This is a genomic window from Winogradskyella immobilis (genome assembly GCF_021887715.1).
GTDB classification, from domain to species: domain Bacteria; phylum Bacteroidota; class Bacteroidia; order Flavobacteriales; family Flavobacteriaceae; genus Winogradskyella; species Winogradskyella immobilis.
Map to the genome: position 1 here is coordinate 23,211 of NZ_JAIQXX010000008.1, position 17,265 is coordinate 40,475.

Annotated in this window: 14 protein-coding genes and 1 tRNA gene; 6 read left to right on the forward strand and 9 right to left on the reverse strand. The window is 31.7% G+C overall.

Annotation, left to right across the window (positions count from 1 at the left end; all coding sequences use genetic code 11):
- Positions 1-34: 34 nt before the first annotated feature.
- From K8Z87_RS07625 to K8Z87_RS07640, 4 genes are all read right to left on the reverse strand, one after another.
- Positions 35-1,441, reverse strand: coding sequence for an MBL fold metallo-hydrolase (locus K8Z87_RS07625; protein WP_227476900.1), 1,407 nt, complete (start codon positions 1,439-1,441; stop codon positions 35-37).
- Positions 1,442-1,514: 73 nt separating this feature from the next.
- Entirely contained in the window at positions 1,515-2,312 is a 798-nt protein-coding gene (locus tag K8Z87_RS07630; protein WP_227476901.1) for a sulfite exporter TauE/SafE family protein, read from the reverse strand.
- Positions 2,313-2,723: a DUF6691 family protein gene (locus tag K8Z87_RS07635; protein WP_227476902.1), complete on the reverse strand. Its 411-nt coding sequence runs from the start codon at positions 2,721-2,723 to the stop codon at positions 2,313-2,315.
- A 1-nt stretch (position 2,724) separates the two neighbouring features.
- Complete coding sequence (locus tag K8Z87_RS07640; RefSeq protein WP_227476903.1) at positions 2,725-3,282, reverse strand: YeeE/YedE family protein; 558 nt, start codon at positions 3,280-3,282, stop codon at positions 2,725-2,727.
- 143 nt (positions 3,283-3,425) lie between these two features.
- Here K8Z87_RS07640 and K8Z87_RS07645 point away from each other — a divergent pair.
- From K8Z87_RS07645 to K8Z87_RS07655, 3 genes are all read left to right on the forward strand, one after another.
- Positions 3,426-3,499: transfer RNA gene (locus K8Z87_RS07645), tRNA-Arg, on the forward strand.
- 190 nt (positions 3,500-3,689) lie between these two features.
- A complete protein-coding gene (locus K8Z87_RS07650; RefSeq protein WP_227476904.1) occupies positions 3,690-7,544 on the forward strand; it encodes a thrombospondin type 3 repeat-containing protein in 3,855 nt (1,284 codons plus the stop codon).
- 8 nt (positions 7,545-7,552) lie between these two features.
- The gene (locus tag K8Z87_RS07655; protein ID WP_227476905.1) at positions 7,553-8,251 is read left to right on the forward strand and encodes a hypothetical protein; all 699 of its coding nucleotides are present in this window, start codon (positions 7,553-7,555) and stop codon (positions 8,249-8,251) included.
- A gap of 84 nt (positions 8,252-8,335) precedes the next feature.
- Here K8Z87_RS07655 and K8Z87_RS07660 read toward each other — a convergent pair whose 3' ends face one another.
- Positions 8,336-9,157: an OmpA/MotB family protein gene (locus tag K8Z87_RS07660; protein WP_227476906.1), complete on the reverse strand. Its 822-nt coding sequence runs from the start codon at positions 9,155-9,157 to the stop codon at positions 8,336-8,338.
- Positions 9,158-9,369: 212 nt separating this feature from the next.
- Between K8Z87_RS07660 and K8Z87_RS07665 the strand changes: the two genes are divergently transcribed.
- Entirely contained in the window at positions 9,370-9,570 is a 201-nt protein-coding gene (locus K8Z87_RS07665) for a dodecin family protein (protein WP_227476907.1), read from the forward strand.
- 12 nt (positions 9,571-9,582) lie between these two features.
- On the opposite strand, the gene K8Z87_RS07670 is transcribed toward K8Z87_RS07665, so the two are convergent.
- On the reverse strand, positions 9,583-9,702 hold the full coding sequence (locus tag K8Z87_RS07670) for an SsrA-binding protein (protein WP_407704200.1): 120 nt from the start codon (positions 9,700-9,702) through the stop codon (positions 9,583-9,585).
- A 601-nt stretch (positions 9,703-10,303) separates the two neighbouring features.
- Between K8Z87_RS07670 and K8Z87_RS07675 the strand changes: the two genes are divergently transcribed.
- Positions 10,304-12,274: an endonuclease gene (locus K8Z87_RS07675; RefSeq protein ID WP_227476909.1), complete on the forward strand. Its 1,971-nt coding sequence runs from the start codon at positions 10,304-10,306 to the stop codon at positions 12,272-12,274.
- A 68-nt stretch (positions 12,275-12,342) separates the two neighbouring features.
- Here the strand turns inward: K8Z87_RS07675 and K8Z87_RS07680 are convergent, their stop codons facing one another.
- Positions 12,343-14,571 carry a M56 family metallopeptidase gene (locus K8Z87_RS07680; RefSeq protein ID WP_227476910.1) on the reverse strand — a complete coding sequence of 743 codons (2,229 nt, stop codon included), beginning with the start codon at positions 14,569-14,571 and terminating at the stop codon, positions 12,343-12,345.
- 1 nt (position 14,572) lies between these two features.
- Positions 14,573-14,932 carry a BlaI/MecI/CopY family transcriptional regulator gene (locus K8Z87_RS07685; protein ID WP_227476911.1) on the reverse strand — a complete coding sequence of 120 codons (360 nt, stop codon included), beginning with the start codon at positions 14,930-14,932 and terminating at the stop codon, positions 14,573-14,575.
- A gap of 153 nt (positions 14,933-15,085) precedes the next feature.
- Here K8Z87_RS07685 and K8Z87_RS07690 point away from each other — a divergent pair, with 153 nt between their 5' ends.
- A complete protein-coding gene (locus K8Z87_RS07690) occupies positions 15,086-16,030 on the forward strand; it encodes a calcium/sodium antiporter (RefSeq protein ID WP_227476912.1) in 945 nt (314 codons plus the stop codon).
- 64 nt (positions 16,031-16,094) lie between these two features.
- Here the strand turns inward: K8Z87_RS07690 and K8Z87_RS07695 are convergent, their stop codons facing one another.
- On the reverse strand, positions 16,095-17,108 hold the full coding sequence (locus K8Z87_RS07695; RefSeq protein ID WP_227476913.1) for a glutamine synthetase beta-grasp domain-containing protein: 1,014 nt from the start codon (positions 17,106-17,108) through the stop codon (positions 16,095-16,097).
- Positions 17,109-17,265: the final 157 nt, after the last annotated feature.

The window sequence follows — 17,265 nt, forward strand, 5'->3', positions numbered from 1 at the left end:
TACATTTATTAATACACCAGCAATACCATTGAAATTATAAGGTACTTGGGCAAATAAAATCTGTTGTCTTTAAATTTGTTTTTTTAATAGCCCCGAAACCACCAGCAACATCAACTAATTTATCAAAACCTCTTGCTTTTAGTATAGAAGCAGCTATGACAGAACGATAACCACCAGCACAATGTATGTGATACATTTTATCTTTGCTAACAGCATCCATATTGTTGTTAATATAATCTAAAGCAAAATGCTGAGCATTTTCTAAATGCATTGTTTTATACTCGCCATCTTTTCTAACATCTAATATGTTTACCTCTCCATTATTAATTCGTGTTTCAAAAACTTCAGCAGAAATAGATTCTAAAGTGTCTGTTTCTCTTCCAGAAGATTTCCAAGCCTCAATTCCTCCTTCTAAATATCCTAAAGTGTTATCATAGCCCACACGAGAAAGCCGTGTTACTGCTTCTTTAGATTTGCCTTCAGGCACAACAAGAATAATAGGCTGTTTTAAATCTGTAATTAAAGCACCAACCCACGGAGCAAATGATCCATTTAAACCAATAAATATAGAATTAGGAATATGACTTTCTATAAAATCGGATTGTGGTCTAACATCTAAAACTAGAGCAGATTCATGATTTGCCATTGCTTCAAAAGCATCAGAACTTAGTGGTATATCTCCTTTTTCTAAAACAGCTTCAAAATCGTCATATCCCATTTTATTAAGCATAGCATTTTTAGCAAAATATTGAGGTGGCGGCGCTATACCATCGAGCACTTCTTTAACAAATTCTATTTTGGTCATGTCAGCCCTTAACGCATAGTTGGTTTCTTTTTGTTCTCCTAAAATACCTACAGTTTCTTTACTTAAGTTTTTTCCGCAAGCAGAGCCAGCTCCATGCGCAGGATAAACAACAACATCGTTAGATAAAGGCATAATTTTGTTACGTAAGGAGTCATAGAGCATACCTGCTAAATCTTCGCGCGTTAAGTCAGATTTTATAGCTAAATCTGGTCGACCAACATCTCCTAAAAATAAAGTATCACCCGAAAAAATAGCGTGATCTTTTCCTGTTTCATCAATAAGCAGATAAGTTGTAGATTCTAAGGTATGACCAGGAGTATGTAACACTTTAAAAGTAAGTTTGCCTAATGAAAAAGTTTCATTGTCGACAGCAGAATGGATATTGTATTCTGTTTTAGCTTCTGGACCGTAAATAATAGTTGCTCCAGTTTTTTTAGCTAAATCTACATGGCCAGAAACAAAATCTGCATGGAAATGCGTTTCAAAAATATACTTAATCTTTGCATTGTTTGCTTCAGCTTTATCAATGTATTGTTGAGTTTCACGTAAAGGGTCAATAATTGCAACTTCTCCTTCAGACTCAATATAATATGCTCCTTGTGCTAAGCATCCTGTATATAATTGTTCAATCTTCATAATCGTTTATTTTTATTTTTCATTTCAAATTTACAAAACTTCGTTTTTAGTCAATGCCAAATTTTTCATATAATTATATGAGCTCTTTACATATAATATAAAACGCCATAACTAAAATAAAATAACCAAAGCCTTTCTTTAATTTTTTACCACTAATGTATCTTGATAAGTAAACACCAAGGATTATACCTATAATGGATAACGCTGTAAAGCTTAATAAAAAGACCCAATCAATATCAATATTATTAAGATCTCCTAAAAAGCCTATTAAAGATTTTATGGCAATGATAAAAAGAGAAGTTCCTATCGCTTTTTTCATAGGTAGTTTTGCTAGTAATACTAAAGCAGGAATAATTAAAAATCCACCACCAGCACCAACAAGTCCTGTGAGTAAACCCACAAGAATACCTTCTAATGCTATTAAAGGAAAATTATAAGTAACTTTAGATACAGTGTTATTATTATCTTTTCTGCCTCGTATCATAGATAGACTTGCAAGTAGCATAACTATTGCAAATAATAACATTATAAAAATGGTATTAGTGACTTTAAAATTACCGATACTAAATACTACATCAGGTATTATAGGAACAAGAAAACGTCGAGTTAGGTAGACAGCAATAAATGCAGGAATTGCAAAAATAATTGCTGTTTTAAGATCTATAAATCCTTTTTTAAAATTTTGAAAAGCTCCTATTGCAGAAGTAACACCTACAACAAATAAAGAATATGCTGTAGCAACCAGTGGGTTTAAACCAAATAAGTAAACTAAAATAGGAACAGATAGTATGGAACCACCGCCACCAATTAAACCTAGAACGAGACCCGCTATGACAGCTCCAAAATATCCTAAAATAGTAGCTATATCCATTTAATGAGGTAGTTTATTTTTTAATAGACCATATACAAAAGTACCAAGTATTGCAGATGCTATCATTATAAGTACTGAAAATGATCCTGTGCCTACTAATATGTACATTGGTCCAGGACATGCACCAGAAAGCGCCCATCCGAGTCCAAAAATTGAACCTCCAATAATATAGCGAAAAACTCCTTTTTCTTTAAGCGGAATGTTAATGGTTTTGCCTTCTATATTTTTTGTTTTCTTACCAATCAGTAGTAGTAAAATACCTGTGCCTACTGCAGTGCCGATAATTCCATACATATGAAAAGATTGAAATTTAAACATCTCAAAGATACGATACCAAGACACAGCTTCAGATTTCACTAATACAATTCCAAAGAAGATACCGACGACTAAAAATTTTAGATACTTTGCCATGTTAAAATAGTATTGGAAAAATTAAATGAATCATAATTAGACCTCCAATAAAAAAACCAATAACAGCGATTAATGAAGGTAACTGTAAACTACTTAAGCCTGTTATAGCATGCCCCGAAGTACAACCTCCAGCATAACGTGTGCCAAAACCGACAAGAAAACCGCCAATAATAAGGATTAAAAACCCTCTAATGCTTAATACAGCATCACAACTATAAATTTCGTTAGGGACTAAGGTTTTACCAGCATTTTCAAAGCCTAAAACACTTAAATCTGAAACGGTCTGTTGACTTAAATTAATGTCTGTAGGACTTGATAAGAAATGGTGTGCTATAAATCCTCCAATAACAGCTCCTAATACAACAGTAAGATTCCAACGTTGTGCTCTCCAATCGAACTTAAAAAAATCTGAATATTTAGAAGCTCCCCCAATGGCACAAAGTGTTTTTAAATTAGAAGACATGCCAAAGGTCTTTCCAAAATAAATTAAAATAAACATAATGCCTGCTATAAGTGGGCCAGAGATATACCATGGCCAAGGCTGAAGAATATATTCCATAATTAAATTGTTTAATACAAAAATAGAAGATTAGAATTTAGTTTATATTACAAATGTTATTAAAACACAGATATTTCAATTTTTGAAATAAATAGTTTGGCTGGTTTTTAATATTTGTGTTATATTTGCACCCACTTAAAAACGGCCATGTGGCGCAACTGAATAGCGCACTTGATTACGGCTCAAGAGGTTCCAGGTTTGAATCCTGGCATGGTCACAAAAAGCTTACCAATTTGGTAAGCTTTTCTGTTTTATAAAATCTGATGAAACGTGCTAGATTTTGTTTTTTATATGTTTATAGATTATCATGAATAATAAAGATAATTAGTTTTCTGAATTAGCACCACTTACAAAATTTTGTGTTGCATGATAATAATTTAATTGCATATATTTACAAAAAAAAAAGAATGAAAAGAAAAACGCTTCTTGTACCTCTAGTACTTCTAATATTAGTGACTTTCTCTGTTATGTTTACTAATAAAAATAGTGAAGAAGAAATTAAAAATCAAGAAATCACAAAGCTTAGAGAAAAACACAAACAATTTTTAAAGAATACAGCTTATAAAAAAAACAGAAAGCTTTCAAGGACAGAACGTAAAGCTAAAGCTTTACCACCTAATGCTTTTTATGAACAATTATGGGAGAGAACAATGGATCCTAATTTGGGTTATCCAGATTTAAAAGAAGGGTTGAGAGTTCAGCATGAATTAATTAAAGCTAGAAAAGATCAAAATATAGTAGCTAGAGTTCCAGGGCAAGATGAAGATAATGCTTGGGTAGAGCGTGGGCCTAGTAATTTTGGTGGAAGAACAAGAGGAGTTTTGTTTGATCCTAATGATTCTAATAATCGACGTGTTTTTGCAGGCGGTGTAAGTGGTGGTGTATGGGTCAATGATGATATTACTGATGCTAATTCTGTTTGGCAATTGGTGCCTGGTGTTCCTGAGAATATAGCAGTTAATGTTTTTGCTGTAGACCCTAATAATACTAATATAATATATATAGCTTCCGGGGAAGAATATACAAATAACGCATCTGTAGGAAATGGAGTATATCGTTCTGTTGATGGAGGCGAAAATTGGGAAATGATTTTTGGTGGACCTGAAGGTACATCTACGCCAAATGGTAATAATATTTTATTAGATGGAATATTTCAAGTCAATGATATTATTACAAGAAATGTGGGCGGAGCAACAGAAGTGTATTTTGCTGCAACAAATGGTGCATTCACTCAAGGTGGGTCGCCAGTAGCACTTCTCGGGGTAGAACAAAGAGGAGTATATAGGTCATTAGATAATGGAGATACTTGGGAGCAATTAGATATTATAGATTCTTCTGCGAACGTACAAATTAATCCTAATGATATAGAATTAGACGCTAATAATAATATATGGGTTGCTACGGCAAATTCAAGTAGCGGTGGTACTTCTGTTACAAATGGAGGGCAAATCTATATGTCATCAAACGGAGTAGATTTCTCATTTGTTAATAGTATAGGTAATAATATTAATAGAACTGAAATAGCAGCTTCATCTCAAGATTCTAATTTATTTTATATGGCTGTAAATCAGGGTGGCCAGGCTAACTTATTTATAACCACAGATGCTTTTGAAACTATAGAACCATTGAATGAACCAGAAGATGCTGATGGTGGTATTCCAGCTAATGACTATACTAGAGGGCAAGCATTTTACGATTTACCTATTGAAGTTGACCCAAATAATGACGGCATATTATATGTTGGAGGGATTAATTGGTTTAGAGGTGTTATGGATCAATCTACTGGGGATATTGATTGGGATCAAATCTCAAGATGGAATACAGGTATAAATATTAATGTTCCTTTAGTTCATGCAGATATGCATGCACTTACATTTCGACCAGGAAGTTCAAATCAAGCTATTATAGGAACAGATGGCGGAGTGTATTATGCAAATAATTTACTTTTGAGTTCTTTTACTACTAACGCTATAACTCCTAGAAATAATGGTTACGCAGTAACACAGTTTTACTTTGGAGATATTAATGATGTAGATGGTACTGTAGGTGGTGGCACTCAAGATAATGGTACACCGTTTAATTTAACAGGAGATGCAAGTAATGGTGTAGAACCATTTTTTGCAGTTAGAGGAGGAGATGGAGCCTACGGTCAATTTGATGATGATGGGGATTATTTCATTCATTCTATACAGAATATCAGTTATACTTTTACAAATACACCTATTAGTGGTGGAACTAATGCTTTTGGAGGTGCTGCTATTCCAACAGTTGGCAATACTGGATATGGTATAACGAGTAGGGCACAAAATTCTGGCGAAGGTAATTTTATTAATGAAGCAGATGTAGATACTAATTTAGATATTCTTTATATAAATTCAAGTGTTCCAGGTGGTCAATTTAGAATAGGTGTATATGGTAATTTAGAAGGTGGGTCTAGTGCAGCTATTACTGAAGATTTCTTAACCAATGGTATTTTTGGTAGTGAGCCTTCTGCATTACAAGTGTCTCGTTTTACAACTGACGCTACATTGTTGATGATAGGGACGGATACAGGTCAACTATTGCGAGTAGAAAATGCAAATGAGGGTTCTGATGATTCTCAATTTACAGATATTAGGGGTTCTGATTTTGTTGGCTCGATTTCCGATATTGAGTTTGGGGAAAATGAAAATTCAATAATGGTCACTATGTCTAATTATGGTGTAGATAGTGTGTTTTTTACAGAAGATGGAGGAGCAACTTGGGCATCTAAAGAAGGGAATTTACCAAACATTCCAGTATATGCAATATTACCAAGTCCATTTAATCCTAACGAGGTTATTTTAGGAACACAGTTTGGAGTGTTTAGAACAGATAACTTTTTAGATGCAAACCCAATATGGCAACCTTCTTTTAATGGTATGAGTAATGTGCCAGTAAGAGATTTAGATTTACGTCCGTCTACTAATGAAGTTTTAGCAACTACTCATGGTCGAGGAATGTTTGTGGGTCAATTTATAGATTCTTTTGATCCTAATGGTGATGATGATGGCGATGGCATATTAAATGGCGTAGATAATTGCCCTGATAATGCTAACCCAGATCAAGAAGATATAGATGGTGATGGTATAGGAGATGTATGTGATAACTGCATGAATAATGCAAACCCTAACCAAGAGGATTTCGATAATGATGGAATAGGTGATGCTTGTGATGATAGTGATGGTGATGGAATTAATGATGATGTGGATAATTGTCGAAATAATGCAAATCCAGGACAAGAAGATGCCGATGGTGATGGCATAGGTGATGCATGTTCTGATAGTGATGGTGATGGTGTAATAGATGTAGAAGATAACTGCCCCGATAACGCTAATCCTGAGCAAGAAGATTTTGATGGTGATGGTATAGGTGACGTGTGTGAAGATAGCGATGGTGATGGAATTAATGATGATATAGATAACTGTCCAGAGAATTCAAATGCAGACCAAGCAGATACAAATGGAAATGGCATTGGTGATGTATGCGATCCAGCACCAGAAGCTCCAGATAATATATCTATTCAAACAATATCAGAATCCTGTCCAGGTTTAGATAATGGAGATATATTAGTTACCGTAAATGAAACATTTGTAAATTATACGGCAATCTTAACGGATAATTCAGGTACACAGATTGGTGATTCAATAAGTTTCAATACTACTGCAAGTTTTGAAGAATTGCCAGTAGGTACGTATACATTGTGTGTAGCAATAGATGGTAGAAATTTTGAAAATTGTTTTGAAATTAATATAGAAGCTGCACCTGAATTAGATATTGATTTTAATTCACTTCCAATACTAAATAGAGTTATAAATAATACATATACCTTTAATATAAATACTGGAACTAGTCCATTTGAAATTCGTTTAAATGGTGATTTATTACGTACTACAAGTGAGAGAAATATAGAAATTGAAATAGAAGATTCAGGAGTATTAGAAATTATATCATCTAGATTGTGTGAAGGTATATTTTCAATAAATATTGAGCCAACAATACAAGATGTACGGGCATTTCCTAATCCAGTAATTAATAATCTTTTAGTGACAATACCTGGGAATGTAGATACTGTTCCAGTTAGCGTTTTTAGCATAACAGGGCAATTAGTATATCAATCTAATAGTGTTGTGTCTTCAAATAGAATAAGTATACCATTTGTTAATATGTCTGAAGGTGTGTATTTTGTAAGATTGGATATGCAAGGACAAGATGAACCAGTAGTATTAAGAATAATAAAATAAAAATAGCAATGAATAGATTAAATAATAAATATATAGGACTATTAATAACAGTAATATTATTCTCCTGTGGAGGTGGTGATGATGGACCACCACCAAATCAATTACCTGGACTTATTGGTACGGTACAATTTCCAACAGCTAATTTGTTATGCATAGATAATAATATAACGTTTGATTGGAATGATGCTACAGACGCTGAAGATGGTAATAATGTTACATATAGAATTACTATTGCAAGAGATAGAGATTTAACAGATATAGTTGAAACACGTATAGTAGCAACAAGTCAAGTTACAATTTTGTTAGATCGTAATATGGCTTTTTATTGGAATGTAGTAACAAGAGATAGTGAAGGTTTAGAGAGCGAACCATCCCCAACATTAGCCTTTTTTACAATGGGAGATGGTGAAACTAATAGTGTGCCGTTTACAGCGGCATTAGTTGCGCCTGGCGATGATGCTAATGTACCTTCAGGTACGGTGACGCTATCATGGTTAGGTGGTGATGCTAATCCAAATGATATATTAATGTATGATGTATTTTTTGGAACAAATCCTAATCCACCAATGATCTCGTCAGATATAACGGATGAAACTTTTGATGTTATGGCGCCAGACGCAGCAACGACATATTATTGGAGAATTAATACAACTGATGGTTCTGGCTCAAGAAGTATAGGTAGAGTATGGCAGTTTATAACAAATTAGAATTTGTAAACAAAATCAAAAAAAGCGATTACAATTAGTAATCGCTTTTTTTGATTGCATGTCTCGTCCTGAAATAGCGTTACACTAAAATTTATTCTTCATGTACTCACTAACCAAAGTGTAAAAGGCACTATAGTTAGGATCGATAATAATCCGAGTTACTGTATCTACACCTGTAGTGGCATATTCACTTTTACCCATTGCATTCATACGTTTAGGGTCGATAGAATACTGGTTTTGTAAAACTCTAACAACAGAGGCAGCTTGCCTAGAGCTGAGATCCCAATTATCGATTGATGTTTTGTCTTCAAACTTTATAGCATTACTGTTGCCCTGAACAGTAATTTTTATTTCAGGGTTATTATTCATTAATTTTGAGAGTTGTTCTAATGCTTTTTTTCCATTTTCATTAACTTCAAAATTTTTATCAGTATTTTCAAAAAGTAATGTGTTTGGAATACTTAAAGTTATAGTTTCATTGTTAAGTTTTACGGAAATACTGCTGTTAATTAATTCTTTTTTTAATTGAGTAAGTGTTATTAGTTTTAAAGAATCTCTTTGCGCTAATGCTTCCCCTATATATTTTATTTGATTCTCTTTTTCTTTTAAACTTTGTAAAGTATTACTAACATTTTCAGACTTCTTTTTAGAAGCTTCAGTTAGTAAAGTTATATTTTTTAAAAAAGAAGCATTGGTTTCTTTTAATTGAGAATTTTGTTCTTTGAGCGTTAATAATTTAGCTTCATTTACTTTTTCATTTCTTTGAGAAACTGCCAAATTTTCTTGCATTTCATTTAATTCTGATTTAAGCATTTCAATTTTTAATAGTAAATCTTTTTTCTTTTGGGCAATAGCAATCATTCCGATTAAAGAAAACGTAATAGTAAAAAAAGTAACTTTCTTCATAAGATGTATTTTTGTGCTTAATATATGAAATCACTTAGTAGTGAAGTACTGTGTTATTTTAAGATCAAAAATAAAACAATTAGAAATAAGAATCTACATTGAAAACAAATTGTGCATAAAGAGTGGAATTGTACAACTCACTTTTTAAAATTATGTGACTTTTATAATTATTTTGTATCTTAATACTATATAACTTATTAAAATTTAAAGATATGTCAGTAATGAAAGTCATTGAAGTATTAGCAAACTCAGAAAAGAGCTGGGAAGATGCTACTAGAAAAGCAGTAAAACAAGCTTCAAAAAGTGTGAAAAATATTAAATCCGTTTATGTGCAATCGCAAAGTGCAGTTGTTAATGACGATGAAGTAACTGAGTTTAGAGTAAATATAAAACTTACTTTTGAAGTTAATTAAAATACTTAACATTTACCCTAAAGCATTTTTAGTAACATAAGTGCGCCAACCAATAATAGCTAATTGAATTTTAGAAGCTTTAGAGAGATCTAATTGTCTTTTAGAATAGCAAGGGAAGATAACTTTATTCATCTTAGCTAAAATTTTAAATAAAGATTGCCTCATAAATATTAGTTGTATTGATGGTATAAAAATAACAAAACCTAATCGTTTCCGATTAGGTTTTTATTATTTTGATTGGTTGGTGTTATTTTTTTAGAATAAAGCAAAAATAAATTCAACAATAATTTTTACGACTGTCAGCATAATTTTTCGGTTTAATAAGGTTAATATTTTATAACGTTTTTTAGATTGAGTTTTCAATATATGTTAAGCTTTAACCTATTGCCAAATGATTTTATATAAATCAATGATATTGAATTCTATTTTGTAAGTGAAAAAATGAATAATATTACATATTAAAACGCAATGTCTTCAAAAAAGTTTTTATATATAACTATAAAGTGAATTTATGATTTCAATTAATAATAATTGTAGAGTGTTTTAATAAGGAGTTTTAAAAACCAAGGGGAAGAAATCGTTAAAAAACAACTTTTTTTAGCATTTCATCTTTTATAATAAAATGATAATTGATTATTAGACTTTAATTATTTGAAATGTTTTTCAGCAATTTTATGGCAATTTATTAATTACACATCCTAAGTTATTAATGTATATTTACTAAAAAAAAGCAATGTTGAGATACTTTCTTTTAATTATACTATTATTTTCAACCTTAATAAGTATAGATGCTCAAGATTTGATAATTAATGAGCTAGATGCAGATACACCGGGAGTGGATAATCAAGAGTTTATAGAGCTTAAGTCAATAACTCCAAACTTTTCTACAGATGGGTTTGTGCTTGTTTTTTTTAATGGCTCTACCAGCGGTGGTGACACTAGTTACTTGGCTTATGATTTATCTGGTTTTACAACGGATAGTAATGGATTATTAGTTTTAGGAAGTACTGGTGTATCTCCATTTCCACAGATAGTTATTAACGAAAGTGTAATACAAAACGGAGCTGACGCTGTTGCTATATATAGCGGTACATTAGATATGTTTCCTGGAGGAACTTTAGCTACGCAAACTAATTTAATAGATGCATTGGTCTATGGTACTAATGATGCAACAGATGATGGCTTGCTAGCGCTTCTTGGGAAAACTATTCAACATAATGATAATGGAACCAATGCAAACCCTAAGTCGATACAACGATTTGTAGATGATATGGGAGATGTTATATTTTCTGCAGAACTTCCAACACCTAGGATGCCTAACGATGGAAGTGGTATTGTTTTTAACCCAGTTTCAATAACGGTAGACCAATCTGACTATAATGAAGGAGATAGTTTTACAATCACTTTTACATCAGAGACTAATGTAACCTCAGATTTGAACTTTAATATAAATTTAGATAATGGTACTTTTAACATCTCCGATTTTTCGGGAGATACAAATTTAACTATCCCTAATGGTCAAAATACAATCAGTACTACAATTACACTTACAGACGATACCATTGATGAAGGAGATGAGGTATTGCGTATTCAATTTATTGACCTTGTTGAACCAATAATAGCATCTAATAATTTAGTAGAAGTAAGAGTTGTTGATAATGATTTTACAACTGCAGCATGGGGAACACCTGTAAATCCAACTTTTGGTTTGGTGACTAGCACACAACCTAATGGTTATTACAATAGCTTAGATGGATTAGCTGATTTAGATTTGCGGCAAGCGATACAAGATATTATTGCAGATCCAAATGTGGTAAGAGCTCAGACTTATGCAGATGTTATAGATATTTTAAAGTTGGCAGATCAAAACCCAGAAAATAGTAATGAGGTTTGGTTGGTATATACCGAAGAAGGGCGCTCCAAATTAGATTTTCAAACCTCATCAAGTAATGTGGGAAAATGGAATAGAGAACATACGTTTCCTTTGTCTAGAGCTGGTTACAATGGTATAGACGCGGATGATATAGCCGATGGTATAGATGTATTTTTCCTAACAGAAGCTGATTCTTTACGACATGGTTATTCAGATGCACATGCATTAAGAGCTGTTGATGGTTCAGAGAATAGTTCTAGAGGAAGTAGACATTATGGTGCTGGAGAATATATTGGACCGTCTGGTACATTAGGCAGTTTTAGAGGTGATGTGGCTCGAGGAGTTCTATTTTTAGAATTACGTTATAATGGATTGGAGGTAATAGATGGATTTACAACATCTACGGGACAAATGGGTGATTTGGCAACTTTATTAGATTGGCATAGAAATGATCCGCCAGACGATTTTGAAATGAATAGAAATAATATAGTCTTTGAATGGCAAAAAAATAGAAATCCTTTAATAGATCAACCGCTTTTAGTGGAATTTATCTGGGGAAATAGAGTAGGAGATGTTTGGCAACAAACGCTGAGTGCAAATGAAAATAATACATTAAATATAGATGTTTATCCAAACCCAACAGATGACCGTATTTTTATAAAAGGCTTAAATGAACCAGCAGAAATAAAAGTGTTTTCCGTTGAAGGAAAAGAACTGCTCTCTGAAACAGTTAGCAATAATACTATGGATTTAAAATTGAGTTCAGGTTTATATCTTATAGAAATAGTGACGGACAAAGGCTCTGCTATAAAACGAATAATTGTAAAATAACGATATAGCATAATAAAAAACTCGAAGAATTGTCTTCGAGTTTTTTGAAACCTATTTAGCTTTAATGCTTATTGTCTAATAAATTTATTACGGATTTTTTGTTCTCCATCGTTTAATTCAACGATATATGTACCTCCTTTTAGTTTAGAGACATTAATACGTTTAGAGGCTTTACCAGAAGATACTTCTTTGCCTGTAATATCAAATATTCTGTAAGATATCCGTTTGTTTTTTATAGATTGAAAGTTTAAAAAATCTCCTTTAACAGGGTTTGGATATATCTTTAAATCTGAAACATTATTTAATTTCTGAGTTTCGTCATTATTTAGATACTCTATAATGGATTCTTCTAAATCATCCTTTACTTTAATCTTTTTCTTATTGACTTTAGTAAATATAACTATAGCACCATCTTTAGCATCATCTCCATAGAGTTCTATAGCTTTTTCACCTTTAATAACATTTACAGATAAAATATCATTAGGATTTAAAGTTTTAAACGTTTTCTTTTTTATTTTTTTACCATCTAATATAAATAATAGATTAGTAGTGAACTCTGAACGTACAACTACTTTGCTGTCATCATTTTCACGAATTTCTATTTTACCATCGCTGTCTATAGTTTCAATAACAACAACACCATTTTTGCCTTCATTTCCATATAGTTCTACGGCTTTAGTGTTTTTTATAACATCTACTGATTTAATTTTGTCAGCATTTGTTTTTTTTAACTCACTTTCTTCAACTTTTTTACCATCTAAAATATATAATGGCTGTGTATTAATCTGCACATTACTAGCTTTAACTGTTTCTTTATTTGGTATAGTTTCAATATATATACTATCTCCAGAAGTGTAAGTGTAGTTTCCTCTAATGACTACATTGTTTTTGATACTATCATAGTTATATTTATAAGCATCTTTAACAATCTTAGCGCTATCTGCATAAATTACATTATTTGTACCTATTGTATATGGGTGCTTTAAAACTATAGTGTCTTTAATTTTTTTATAGTTATTGGAATAAGCTGATGTAATGGTCAAGACATCTTTAATTTTATCACTCTTTTCCTTTTTGGATTTATCGTTCTTGGATTCATACGCTTTAGCAAAATCTTTGACAAATTTATCATAAACAGGAGTGCTATTTAATGGTCCTACAGCAATGCTACTTTCATCATTCTTGAAATAAAAAGAATTTATACCATCTTCTTTTTTATCGGAATTAAAGCTGACAAAGCCTGTTTTAGTTTCAAATTTAACGCTGATTGTAGTGATTTTACCTTTGCTATTCCTATCAATATTATTAATAGTCATAGTAATACCTTTAGCTTTTAAATCAGCTTTTATTTTATTTAACTCTTCATCAGTCATATCTTTATTAAATGCGACTTCGGTTAGCTCTGGAGTATCAATGCTATTAACGACATTAAAACTTTCTATTGGTTTTTCAATGAAAACCTCTTTGGTATTAGCACTCATTAAAAATAGAGCAAGCAAAGGAAGAATAATGGCAAACTTCCATTTGCTATTCGATTTTGATCTTGATTTGTGTAACATAAGGATTCGTTTTTTGATTAATGAATTGTAAAAGTTATTAGCCAAGTCAATATGTTGATTAGCAATACTTGTCTTTAATAACAACCGTTGGTAGTCTTTTTCACTGTTTGTTTCTCTCTGTGTTTTGTAATCTGCAATGTATTCTAGATTTTGTTGAATGTCTTTTTTGTAAAACCAGATAAAAGGGTTAAACCAAAAGATGACGCAGGCTAAGCGAGTAAGTATAATGTCTACAGAATGGTACTGCCGTACATGTACTTTTTCGTGATTAATAATAAGGTTTAATTCGTCATTATTATATAAATCAGGGTTATATACTATCCATTTAAAAAATGAAAAAGGAGACACCTTGTTTTTTACGATAATGTATGTATATATGCCTTCTTTGTTTTTTGGGTTTTTTAGTAATAATAGAATTAATGACCCAAATTGAAGTATAAATTGAATGAAGAAAAGTATAAATCCAATACTATAAACAATAGGTAAAAGGTCTAACCATTGAAATGTTTTTTTAGGTTGCGTCGTAATAGTATCAGCTATTAGTAGATTTTCAGGAATTATAATAGGTTCTACTTCTATATATATAGGAATAATAATGTTAGGTAAAACTAAAGCAGTTATTAATCCTATAAGTAGAAACCAACGGTTATGCTGAAAAAAAGTGTCGCGTTTTAAAAATATAATATAGCACAGATAGAATATAACCAGTACTACACTAGCTTTTAATAAATACTCCATGTTATTTTTTTTGTTCTATTAATGTAATAATTTCTTTAAGTTCTTCGATACTTATCTTTTCTTCTTTGGCAAAAAATGAAACCACATTTTTGTAAGAACTATTAAAATAATTATCTATAGCATTATTAAAAAAACGTTTACGATAAATTTCTTTTTCTATAATAGGAAAGTATTGATGTGTTTTTCCGTAAGCATTATAACTAACATAACCTTTGTCTTCCAAATTTCTAATAATTGTAGATAATGTATTGTAATGTGGCTTATCTTCTTTTATCTCAGCTAATACATCTTTTACAAAAGCTTTTTCTAGCTTCCATAATATGTGCATTATCTCTTCTTCTTTGTTTGTTAATTTTTGCATAATAAAAACGGTTTTAAAACTTAAAAACAAACATATAACTATTTTTGTAGTTATACAACTATTTTGATAGTTATTTAACGAAATTTTAGTTTTTGGTTTCTATAGAAAGGTTGTGTTATCTTCGCATTTAAATAAATTAGAAGCTGAGTTTTAATGAGTGTATTGTTAATAATTATTGGATTGCTATTGCTAGTTGTAGGTGGTGAGTTTTTGGTAAGAGCATCGGTTGCTTTATCCTTTAAGTTTAAAATTTCTAAATTGGTTATTGGTATGACGGTGGTTTCTTTTGCTACATCGGCACCAGAACTTTTAGTAAGTATACAAGCTGCTTTAGAAGGAGTTAGTGATATTGCCTTAGGTAATGTAATAGGGTCTAATATTGCTAATATAGGATTGGTTTTGGGCATAACAGCTTTAATTTCTCCATTGGCAATCGATAGAGAATTTTACCGATTAAATTGGCCAATGCTAATGTTAATGTCCTTTGGGTTGTACTTCTTTTTAAAGAACGATAAAGTGTTGTCCGCTGTAGAAGGCTTAATATTATTTGTGTCGTTAATCATCTTTTTAATCGTTTTAATTAAAGATTCAAGGAAGAAAACAAAATTAAATTTAGCGGAAGTAGATGATAGTTTAGCTGTAACTTCTAACTTCAAGGTTTTTATTTGGTTACTTATAGGTGCTTTAGGATTGTATTACGGTTCTTTATGGTTGGTAGATGGAGCAAAAGACTTGGCAACGTCTATAGGAATCAGTGATTATGCAATTTCTGTAACTGTTATTGCTATTGGTACTAGTGTGCCAGAATTGGCGGCATCAGTCATGGCAGCATTACGAAGAGAGAAAGCAATTTCTCTGGGAAATCTTATAGGTTCAAATATTTTTAATATTGCTTCTGTATTAGGATTAACCGCTATTATAAAACCAATAACTGTTGAGTCATCAAAAATATTATCAACTAATATTTTTTGGATGATTTGTTTTGCAGCCATTTTAATTCCTCTTGTATTTATTCCTAAACGTTTTCAAATAACTAGATATAAAGGGCTTTTGCTTTTTGGGGCTTATATAGTATTTGTTATAATGGCGTTGGTATAAAAAAACGCCTACTTATAAAAGTAGACGTTTTCCAATTTTTAATAATTTATAAAATGATTAGTGCTTAAGATATATTTGCACTTTTTACAGTTTTAACAATTCGTCCTGCAATTTTATAAGGATCACCATTAGAAGCAGGTCTACGATCTTCTAACCAACCTTTCCAGCCTTTTTCTACTGTGATAATTGGAATACGAATAGATGCACCTCTATCAGAGATACCATAACTAAAATCGTGGATTGAAGCGGTTTCGTGTAAACCAGTTAAACGTTGATCATTAAATTCTCCATATACAGCAATATGTTCAGCAGTTACAGGTCTAAATGCTTCACAAATTTTCTCATATACTTCTTGACTTCCGCAAGTACGTAGTGTTGTGTTAGAGAAATTAGCATGCATACCAGAACCATTCCAATCTCCTTTTACAGGTTTTGGATGATATTCAATATAATAACCGTATTGTTCTGTTAAACGATCAAGTAAATAACGTGCAATCCATATTTCATCACCTGCTATTTTTGCTCCTTTAGCAAATAATTGAAACTCCCATTGTCCAGAAGCCACTTCTTGATTAATGCCTTCAAAATTCAAGCCAGCTGCTATGCATAAATCAGCATGTTCTTCTACAAAGTCACGACCATGAGTATTTCGTCCACCAACTGAACAATAGTACATACCTTGTGGGCCAGGATAACCTCCAATAGGGAATCCTAAAGGCAGTTGTGTCTCTCTATCCATAATAAAATACTCTTGCTCAAAACCAAACCAAAAATCATTATCTTCATCTTCAATCGTTGCTCTCGCGTTAGATTCGTGTGGAGTACCATCAGCATTTAGAACTTCGGTCATCACCAAATAACCATCTTTACGTGCTGGATCTGGATATATGGCTACAGGTTTTAATAAACAATCAGAAGAACCACCTACAGCTTGTCTTGTAGAAGAACCATCAAAAGACCATATTGGGCAATCCTCTAATTTTCCGCTAAAATCTATTTCAACTTTAGTTTTACTTCTCATGTTTTGGGTTGGTTTGTAACCGTCTAGCCAAATGTATTCTAGTTTAGATTTACTCATTACTTTGTAATTTTTAATTTTAAAGTGCAAATATTAATATTTTTATTCAATACTCAAAAAAAATAGGGGTATAACTCAATATTTATTATTAACAATTGTTAATACCCCTAAAATTTATAGGGTATATTAATTTATATTACAATTATTGATTATTTTT

Coding starts and splice junctions, on each gene's coding strand:
- K8Z87_RS07670 (WP_407704200.1), bottom strand. CDS start 9,702: ATGAATAAAGTTATCTTCCCTTGCTATTCTAAAAGACAATTAGATCTC.
- K8Z87_RS07690 (WP_227476912.1), top strand. CDS start 15,086: ATGAGTGTATTGTTAATAATTATTGGATTGCTATTGCTAGTTGTAGGT.
- K8Z87_RS07685 (WP_227476911.1), bottom strand. CDS start 14,932: ATGCAAAAATTAACAAACAAAGAAGAAGAGATAATGCACATATTATGG.
- K8Z87_RS07635 (WP_227476902.1), bottom strand. CDS start 2,723: ATGGCAAAGTATCTAAAATTTTTAGTCGTCGGTATCTTCTTTGGAATT.
- K8Z87_RS07655 (WP_227476905.1), top strand. CDS start 7,553: ATGAATAGATTAAATAATAAATATATAGGACTATTAATAACAGTAATA.
- K8Z87_RS07660 (WP_227476906.1), bottom strand. CDS start 9,157: ATGAAGAAAGTTACTTTTTTTACTATTACGTTTTCTTTAATCGGAATG.
- K8Z87_RS07640 (WP_227476903.1), bottom strand. CDS start 3,282: ATGGAATATATTCTTCAGCCTTGGCCATGGTATATCTCTGGCCCACTT.
- K8Z87_RS07695 (WP_227476913.1), bottom strand. CDS start 17,108: ATGAGTAAATCTAAACTAGAATACATTTGGCTAGACGGTTACAAACCA.
- K8Z87_RS07650 (WP_227476904.1), top strand. CDS start 3,690: ATGAAAAGAAAAACGCTTCTTGTACCTCTAGTACTTCTAATATTAGTG.
- K8Z87_RS07680 (WP_227476910.1), bottom strand. CDS start 14,571: ATGGAGTATTTATTAAAAGCTAGTGTAGTACTGGTTATATTCTATCTG.
- K8Z87_RS07665 (WP_227476907.1), top strand. CDS start 9,370: ATGTCAGTAATGAAAGTCATTGAAGTATTAGCAAACTCAGAAAAGAGC.
- K8Z87_RS07675 (WP_227476909.1), top strand. CDS start 10,304: ATGTTGAGATACTTTCTTTTAATTATACTATTATTTTCAACCTTAATA.
- K8Z87_RS07625 (WP_227476900.1), bottom strand. CDS start 1,441: ATGAAGATTGAACAATTATATACAGGATGCTTAGCACAAGGAGCATAT.
- K8Z87_RS07630 (WP_227476901.1), bottom strand. CDS start 2,312: ATGGATATAGCTACTATTTTAGGATATTTTGGAGCTGTCATAGCGGGT.